This window comes from Thermoflexus sp., from assembly GCF_034432235.1.
Taxonomy (GTDB): Bacteria; Chloroflexota; Anaerolineae; order Thermoflexales; family Thermoflexaceae; genus Thermoflexus.
Genome location: NZ_DAOUCJ010000036.1, coordinates 1 through 8,511, shown reverse-complemented (window position 1 = coordinate 8,511; position 8,511 = coordinate 1). Strand labels below are relative to the sequence as shown.

Sequence of the window (8,511 nt, the reverse complement as noted above, 5' to 3'; positions counted from 1 at the left end):
GCCTGTTGCACGATGCCCAGCCCAAGCCCTACCGTCACGAGTCCAATGACCAGCGCCGCACCCGTCAGAATCCACGCCGTCCGCCTCATTCTCCGTCACTCCACCTCCTGGCAAAGCCAGGATATTGATTCTGGTATGAAAACTGTAACCTTGTTTTTTATTTTTATCAAGCCAATTATGATTATTAATGTTTTATTACGGTTTGAAATTGTCCGTAAAATTGAATTCATCAAACCTAGATATCCTGAAACCCGAGCACTCAGCAGGCAGTTTATATCCGCTGACGGAACACGCTGTGAACAGAGATCGGTGATCAGCGGGATCCCCGGGCGCTACGCTGCGCATCCATCGCTCCGCGGCCTGGGCCAGAAAGATGGGTCATGGGGTTATGCCCATCGCCAACCATGAGCGAACGGCCTTCAGAACTTCCCGGGCGGCTGCGGGGGTTGTCCCCTCGCTGGGATCGTAGAGAACAAAAGTCCGGATCTTATCTCCCATCCAGAAGCGCAACGTGTAGATGAATCCATCTGGAACCGGGGCCCCATACCCCGTCTCGGGAAGGGCGGAGAGTTTCCCGAGCACCCGGCGCGCCTCGAGCGGATCGATCCAGACGCGCGCGGCACGGCGGGTCCGCCGATCGAGGAGATAGAGGGTTCCCTGCTCCGTGATCATCAGCTCCTGGTCGAAGCCGGCCAGCCCTCCCTGGCGACGGATCCGGAGGAGGACGCCCACCGGCAACCCCTCCACCGCCTCCCCTTTAGCGACCCGAAGGTAGAGAGCGCCGGCCGGCGTTCGCTCCACCGTCCCTCGCAGTCGCCACAGAATCTCCGTGGAAGCCGGATCGAACGGCCGCAGGGAAGGCCCCCACGGAAGGGCTTCCGGCCCGGCGGGCGCGATGTAGATCGCCCCGGTGGCATCCGCCACGGCCACATCGCTCCGGGTGAGGGGTGGGCCATGCCCGACCTCCCCGAACCAATCCCATCCCCGGTAATACGCCACGATCACGACTTCGCGCCCCAGGTAAGCCTCTGGGCGGGCCAGGATCTCCCCGATCGGGATCGCGCCCTCCCAGAGGGGAGGGCGAGCCGTCGGGGAGGCGCCCGGTGGAAGACCCGGGCCGCAGGAAGGGGAAAGCGCGAGGAACATGAGCAGCCAGAGGGTGAGGGGTTCTTTCATGCGCTTCATCGTAAACCTCCGGGATGTTCAGAATCCATCTACAGGACGCCGGAGACACGGAGCCGGTTCCATGGGGGAAACGCGTTCATCCCCTCGGAATTTGCCGCCCGGGCTTACAATGGATAACCAGGAGATCGAAGAGCATCCTCAGGGATGGTCCACCGCGGAGCGACGCGTGGGCCTGCCCCTCAGGCGGGGCCCGAACGGGGCGTCTACCGGAGGCGCTCCATGGGTGAGGCCGCCGGGGGAGCTGGCTCCATGATGGGAGGTGAAGGCGATGAGCGCGGAGACCCCTATGCTCGCCCAGTATCGCCGGATCAAGGCCCGCTTCCCCGATGCCATTGTGATGTTCCGGCTGGGCGATTTCTACGAGATGTTTGAGGAGGACGCAAAGATCGCCGCCCGGGAGCTGGAACTGGCCCTGACCTCCCGCTCGTTCTCGAAGGATGTGCGCCTCCCCATGGCCGGGGTGCCGGCGAACCATGTCACCTCTTACATCGGCAAGCTCATCGCCAAAGGCTACAAGGTCGCCGTCGTCGAACAGCTGGAGGATCCCAAAAAAGTCCGGCGGCTGGTGAAGCGGGACGTGGTGCGGGTGATCACCCCCGGCACGGTGGTGGAGGAGGCGCTGCTCCGGGATCGGCTGGAGAACTACCTGGCCGCCATCGCCCCATCCCCGGACGGTCGGGCCTTTGGCCTGGCGGCCATGGATCTCTCCACGGGTGAGTTCTTCACCACCCAACTGGAAGGCCCGGAGGCGGAATCCCTTCTGCTGGAGGAGCTGGCCCGCCTGAACCCGGCCGAGCTCGTGCTCCCGGAATCCCGGGCTCGCGATGAGGCGTGGGTGTCCCGCCTGAAAGGAGAACGCACGGTCCGCATCTCCCCGATCCCCGATGCCGCCTTTGATCCGGACGAGGCGCGCCGATCTCTGCTGGAGCACTTCCGGGTTCCCTCCCTCCAGCCCTATGGATGCGAGGGATGGCCCTGGGCGATCGCTGCGGCCGGCGCGGCCCTCCACTACGTGAAAACCTCCCAGATCTCCGATCTCCGCCATCTGCGTCATCTCAGCACCTACCATCGCGATGCCTATATGGGGCTCGACCCCATCACCCGTCGCAACCTGGAGCTCACGGAGACCATCCGGGAACGCCGGATCGAGGGGAGCCTGTTCTCGGTGCTCAACCACACGGTGACCGCGATGGGGGCGCGCCTGCTGCGCCGCTGGCTCCTCCAGCCCCTTGTGGATATCGAGGCCATCCGGATGCGACTCGATGCGGTGGAGGAGCTGGTGCGCGACGGGTTGCTCCGGCAGGATCTGCGGCGACTGCTGGACGGGCTTTACGATGTGGAGCGGCTGGTGGGCCGCATCGGATTCGGCAACGCCAACGCCCGCGATCTGGTCGCCCTCAAGCGGACGCTGCAGCGCATCCCCCAGATCCGCAGCCGGCTGCTGTGGGTCCAGTCCGCCCGGCTCCAAGCCCTCCGGGACGAGCTGGATCCGTGCGTTGAGGTGGTTTCCTTGATCGACCGGGCCATTGTGGAGGATCCACCGATCCTGCTCCGGGAAGGGGGGCTGATCAAGCCGGGCTACCACGAGGAGCTCGACCGGCTGCGCCGGGCCGAGGAGGAGGGTCGTCGCTGGCTGGCGGAACTGGAGCAGCGAGAGCGGGCCCGCACCGGCATCGATACCCTGCGGGTCCGGTATAACGAGGTCTTCGGCTTCTTCATCGAGGTCCCCCGCTCCAAAGCGAACCAGGTGCCTCCGGATTATGAACGTCGAGCGACCATCACCCACGCGGAACGATTCGTCACGCCGGAGCTCAAGGCGCGGGAAACCGAGATCCTGGCCACCCAGGAGCGGATCGAGGATCTGGAATACGAGCTCTTCGTGGAGGTCCGGGGAAGGGTTGCCGAGCATATCGAGCGGCTCCAGGGGGTCGCCCGCCGGCTGGCGGAGCTGGACGTCTATCAGGCGCTGGCGGAGGCCGCCGCCCGCTACGGCTACACACGGCCCATGGTGGAGGACAGCGATCGGATCGAGATCCGGGAGGGCCGTCATCCCATGGTGGAACGCTATCTCCCCCCCGGCGAGCCCTTCGTCCCCAATGATGCGGAGCTCAACCCTTCGCGCCGGCTGATCATTCTGACGGGCCCCAATCTGAGCGGCAAGTCGGTCTACATCCGCCAGGTCGCCCTGATCGCCCTGATGGCCCAGATGGGCTCCTTCGTGCCGGCCCGGTCCGCCCGCATCGGCGTGGTGGACCGGCTGTTCGCCCGCGTGGGGGCCAGCGATGACATCACCGCAGGGATCTCCACGTTCATGGCGGAGATGCTGGAGACGGCCTACATCCTTCATCACGCGACGCCGCGTTCCCTGGTGATCCTGGATGAGGTGGGACGGGGGACCAGCACCTACGATGGGATGAGCCTGGCCTGGGCGGTGGCCGAAGCGTTGCACGATGAGATTCGGGCTCGCACCCTCTTCGCCACCCACTATCTGGAGCTCACTCGCCTGGTGGACCATCTGGAAGGAGCCGTCAATATGACGATGGCGGTGAAGGAAGTGGGGGATCAGGTGGTGTTCCTGCGACGGGTGGTGCCGGGGGCGGCCGATAAATCCTATGGGATCCACGTCGCGCAGCTGGCCGGCCTGCCCGAACGGGTGATCCGGCGGGCCCGCCAGGTGCTGGAGGAGCTGGAGGGGAAGCGAGGGGAACGCGATCTGCCCGCGCTCCATCGGGAGCGCCCCCCGGCCCGCCCGGAGGAGTTCGAGGAGGTCCGGCATCTCCTGCAGGAGCTCCTCGGGCTGGATCTCGTGAACATGACCCCGCTGCAGGCCCTGCTGACCCTGAATGACCTCCAGGGACGATTGCGCCAGCTCGTGCGGAACAGCTGATCCTTCTCCGGGAACCTGGAGGCGGCCGGGCCGGCCCCCTGGGTTTCTTCTTTCCCGCAACCGGAAGGGCCGTGAGGGGATGAAAGCGCCAATCTCTAAAGCTCGTCCAGAGGGATGGTTTCCAGAGCCTCCAGCCCCGGGATCTCCATCTGATAGCGCTGCAGGGCGCGGGCCAGAAGGAGCATGCCCTCGATCTGCCGGCGGCTCTCCAGATCCAGCCGAGCTTCCCGCTCCCGGTAGAGAACCCCCCACCCGATCCTCCGCCGCGCGGCCTCCTGGAGGATCCCCTCCAATGTATGACAGGCTTCAGGGGGAAGCATCCCCTTCAGCCAGGCCACCGCCCATGCCGCCTCCTCCGGGTCCGGTTGAATCCGAACCGCGGGCCCGCTCTCCACCCGGCAGCCGGCCACACAGCGCTGCCAGCCCTGCGCCGCCACATAGGCTTCGATGACATCCAGATCCAGATCCCGCGCCAGCAAATGAACGGCCTCCCCATCCAGGGTGATCCCTTCCACATCGGCCCGGGGCTCCTCATATCCGAAGCGAACCAGCCACAGGGTAGCCCACGGTTCCCGGACCCTCAGGCCGCGCTCGGTCAGGATCTGTCGGGGAATCACGCGATGAGGCCGGGTCCACTCCGGGAAGGCGAAAGCGATCTCCACCACGCCGGTTATGAGGATCTCCATCCCCCGGCGTCGGAGAGCCCTCTCGAGATCCTTCAGATGAAAGGGCGGGGCGGTTCCCCAGAGGAAAACACGCCCCGCATGGCGGGTCACCACCGTGGAGAGCTGAAGCATCGCCTCAGGCGGGCTGCAGCGCAGCCATCGTGTTGCGGATCAGTTGAACCGAGCGCTCCAGCATGGCCCGCTCCTCGTCGTTGAGCGGCAGCTCGATGATCTGCTCCACGCCCTTGCGGCCGAGCTTCACGGGGACACCGAAACAGATATCGTGGAGACCATACTCGCCCTGGAGGTAAACCGAACAGGGGACGATCAGCTTCTGATCCTTTAGGATGGCCTCCACCATCTGGGCCACGGCCGCGCTCGGGGCGTAGTAGGCGCTCCCCGTCTTGAGGAGGCTGACGATCTCTCCCCCGCCCTTGCGCGTACGGTCCACAATCGCGTCGATCTTCTCCTTGGGCAACAGCATGGAGATGGGGATGCCAGCCACCGTGGTGAAGCGCACCATCGGCACCATCTCGTCCCCATGCCCGCCCAGCACCATGGCCTGGACGTTCTCCACGGATACATCCAGCTCCATGGCGATGAAGGTCCGCATGCGGGCGCTGTCCAGGATCCCGGCCTGCCCGATCACCCGCTCCCGGGGGAGGCCGGAGAGCTTATAGGCCAGGTAGGTCATGGTGTCCAGCGGGTTGGTCACCACGATGTAGATCGCGTTCGGGGAGAGAGGGACCGCTTTGCTGATCACATCCCGGATGATGTTGGCGTTGACGTTAACCAGGTCCTCCCGGCTCATCCCGGGTTTGCGGGGAACACCGGCGGTGATGACCACGATGTCGGAGTTCGCCGTCGGCTCGTAGTCCGTGGTCCCGATGAGGCGGGTGTTGTAGCCGACGATGGGGCCGGCCTGCATGAGGTCCAGGGCCTTTCCCTTCGGCATGCCTTCGGTCTGAGGGATATCCACCAGCACGATATCGCCGAGCTCCCGCTCGGCCAGCCAGTGGGCCGTCGTGGCGCCCACGTTCCCCGCACCCACGATCGTGATCTTAGGACGCATGGGAGACTCCTTCCCGAATTGTAAAATCCTTCACAGAAATTATAGTCCCATCCCAACGCGGGGGTGTGCCGCTTTGAGCAGCTCCCCTTTTCTGGGTGCGACTTTGCCACGCCAGGAGAAAAAGTGAGGGATGGCCTCCCACCTCGGGATTCGACGGGCACCTCCGGACTTCGATGGGGCATATCAATGACTCGCCCTCCGCTTCGAAAGCCCCCAGATGGGAGACGATAGAACCCGGCAAGGCATCCCCTGCGTGTTTACGATGCATCCTCTCGATAGATCTCGAGCGGAGAAAAGCGAGCCATCCAGGCGATGCGCCAGGCCAGGAGGAGGGCACCGACGCTGAGGAGGGCAGCCACCGCCAGCCAGAAGAGCTCCCCGGAGCGCAAATAGGCTCCTATGGCGTTGGCGATCCACACGTGGATCAGGCGGGCCAGCGTGCTCACGGCGAAAGCGGGGATCAGAGGAAGGGGTGAAAGGCCGATCGCCCAGGCGAGGAGGTCATCCGGGGTGAACGGCAGCAGGAAGACCACGATCACCACGGTCAGCCCATAGCGCTGGATTAAGCGTTCCATCCGGGCCAGGCGCTCCCGGGGAAGGAAGGCGATCAGAAGGGGGCGGCCCAGGACACGAGCCAGCACCATCGCGACGCCGTTGCCCAGGCTCACTCCCAGCCATGTGAGCAAAGAACCCCACCACGGCCCGAACCAGTAGCCACTGATCCATCCCAGCAAGGCGCCGGGAAGCGGGGCGATGACCACCTGGATCGCGTTCAACACGACCAGCGCGATCGCACCAGCCGCCCGATGGGTGGCCAGCCATGACTCGATGCGCTCCCGCTCCGTTAGAAACGGCCACAGGTAAGGAAAGGCGAGGAGGCCAGCGCCCAGGAGCGTTAGCAAAACGGCCGCGCGAATCACCAGCCCTCGTGGAAATCCTTCCGGTTTCCCCTCGTTCATTGCGGAGGTTTCGATCCATAAGGGGAAGCTATCGAACAGCCTTTCTGGATTCCCGATGCTCCCTCAGGAGGCTTTAGGGGCAGCTTCCCTGGTGACCCGCCTCGCCCCCGAAGCCTCCGGAAGGGAATCCGCGACGTCGTCATGAGAAAAACGTCGGGGGCAGCCGAAGCCACCCCCGACGTGTCGGGACGGGCGGATTTGAACCGCCGACCCCTGCAACCCCATTGCAGTGCGCTAACCTGGCTGCGCCACGTCCCGCTGCCGTTTTTATTATAATCCGGCCTTCCAGATTCAGCAAGGCCCGCATGGTTGACCTTGAGCGGAGATCGGACGCGGCCCTGGCCGAGGGCTTGAAGCCGGCCCCGGGCCAGTTCGATGGACCGCCCGCATACGGGTCCGCGCTCGAGCCCGCGCGGGAGCCGGATCCAGAACCCCCACAGACCAAACCGCGCCCCGAAAATCCGGCCAACCCCACCCGTCGCCCTCACGGACGGGGCGTTCCGGTGGGGCGTGGAGCCGGCGTCCACCCCCCCGCGCCCCCCGGCTGGATCCGACCATCAAACCCTCCCGGCGTGGGCGCAGGAGTCATCCCCGCCCCCTCCAGGCGAATTCCCCCAAGGGGCTCCTTCCCCCACCCCGGCCCCTCCCAGTCCACAAAAAGACTGGATTCAAACGCCGGCCCCTGGGCGTATTCCACCGTGACGGAGATCAGCCCACGGGGGAGGTCCCTCTCCACCATCTCATCCCGGGGGCCATGAACGATCCAGGACGCCCAGGACTCCGAAACATATTCGTTCTTCAGGAGAAGCCGGCCACCGTCATCCAGCTGGTCGAAGAAGAAACGAGTGGTGATGATAGGGGGCGGAGTGAAGGTCTGCCAGGTGATGGGACCATTGAGCGTCCACCGCCCATCGTCCCGGTCCTGGAAGAAGGTGGCAGCCCGGCCCGGAGGGCAGAGGCCGCGGGGGATGGGGATGGAAATGAGGCCCGCCGTATCGTCGGCCAGGAAGATCTGCAGACGGGCCATCGGACAGGCCGCCTCCCCGGGCCGGTCGGGGCGGCGTTCCACCCATCTCCTCCAGAACTCGTAGATCCCCGCGCCCACCTGGAAGCCGCGCTGCGTGGAGATCGCCCAGATGCCGTTCTGGCGGGGGCCGTTGAGGCCGTCGGCGAGGATGTCCCAGGGCTCAGGGGCGTCATCGTAAAGATCCCACAGGGCCGCCGCCACCGCCCACTCATTGTCTCCATTGTCCTGCGCCTGACTCCACGGATCCACCTGGGGGAAACGCGGATGCGCATTCGGATCCTCCAGGGGCCATCCCCTGTGCTCGGACATTTGAAGGAGGGCAGCGGCCAGGAAGGAGGCCCAGCCCTCGCTCCAGGCACAGTGGGGATTGGTGTGCCATTCTGGACTATGCTGCCCGAGCCAATTGGCGCAGGCAAAGACAATGGGCCCATCCCCATGGAACCGGCTGAGCACAAAGTGGGCAAACTCGTGCAGGATGACCGCCGCATCTGTGCCGTCCCCCTCGGCAAGCCGGATGGCCCCGCCGTGATAACAGGAGCCCCCAAAGTGCCACAATACACAGGCGCTGGGCCAGTAAACATCCACCGCCTGAGCGGGAGCCCACCCCACCCGCCGCATCAGCTCCTCCCAGCCCCGCCGCGTCAGCGTGTCATAAATGAAAAAGGCCTTGGCCAGATCCTCATCCTCAATCACAACATCCAGACGATGCGCCCCAG

Annotated in this window: 7 protein-coding genes and 1 tRNA gene; 2 read left to right on the top strand and 6 right to left on the bottom strand. The window is 65.1% G+C overall.

Annotation, left to right across the window (positions count from 1 at the left end):
- A partial coding sequence (locus VAE54_RS04465; protein WP_322800736.1) for a hypothetical protein occupies positions 1-408 on the top strand: 408 nt, incomplete at its 5' end.
- Here the strand turns inward: VAE54_RS04465 and VAE54_RS04460 are convergent.
- Positions 379-1,185: a hypothetical protein gene (locus VAE54_RS04460; protein ID WP_322800735.1), complete on the bottom strand. Its 807-nt coding sequence runs from the start codon at positions 1,183-1,185 to the stop codon at positions 379-381. The genes VAE54_RS04465 and VAE54_RS04460 overlap by 30 nt on opposite strands.
- A 268-nt stretch (positions 1,186-1,453) precedes the next feature.
- On the opposite strand from VAE54_RS04460, the gene mutS reads away from it, so the two are divergent.
- Complete coding sequence (gene mutS, locus VAE54_RS04455; protein ID WP_322800734.1) at positions 1,454-4,072, top strand: DNA mismatch repair protein MutS; 2,619 nt, start codon at positions 1,454-1,456, stop codon at positions 4,070-4,072.
- Positions 4,073-4,167: 95 nt separating this feature from the next.
- Here the strand turns inward: mutS and VAE54_RS04450 are convergent, their stop codons facing one another.
- The 5 genes from VAE54_RS04450 to VAE54_RS04430 all read right to left on the bottom strand — a co-directional run.
- A complete protein-coding gene (locus tag VAE54_RS04450; protein WP_322800733.1) occupies positions 4,168-4,869 on the bottom strand; it encodes a hypothetical protein in 702 nt (233 codons plus the stop codon).
- Positions 4,870-4,873: 4 nt separating this feature from the next.
- The gene (gene mdh, locus VAE54_RS04445) at positions 4,874-5,809 is read right to left on the bottom strand and encodes a malate dehydrogenase (RefSeq protein ID WP_322800732.1); all 936 of its coding nucleotides are present in this window, start codon (positions 5,807-5,809) and stop codon (positions 4,874-4,876) included.
- Between the two features lie 257 nt (positions 5,810-6,066).
- On the bottom strand, positions 6,067-6,729 hold the full coding sequence (locus VAE54_RS04440; protein WP_322800731.1) for a TVP38/TMEM64 family protein: 663 nt from the start codon (positions 6,727-6,729) through the stop codon (positions 6,067-6,069).
- A gap of 222 nt (positions 6,730-6,951) precedes the next feature.
- Positions 6,952-7,026 (bottom strand) — tRNA-Pro (locus VAE54_RS04435).
- 226 nt (positions 7,027-7,252) lie between these two features.
- Positions 7,253-8,511, bottom strand: a 1,259-nt coding sequence (locus tag VAE54_RS04430; RefSeq protein WP_322800730.1) for a hypothetical protein, incomplete at its 5' end; no start/stop codon positions are given.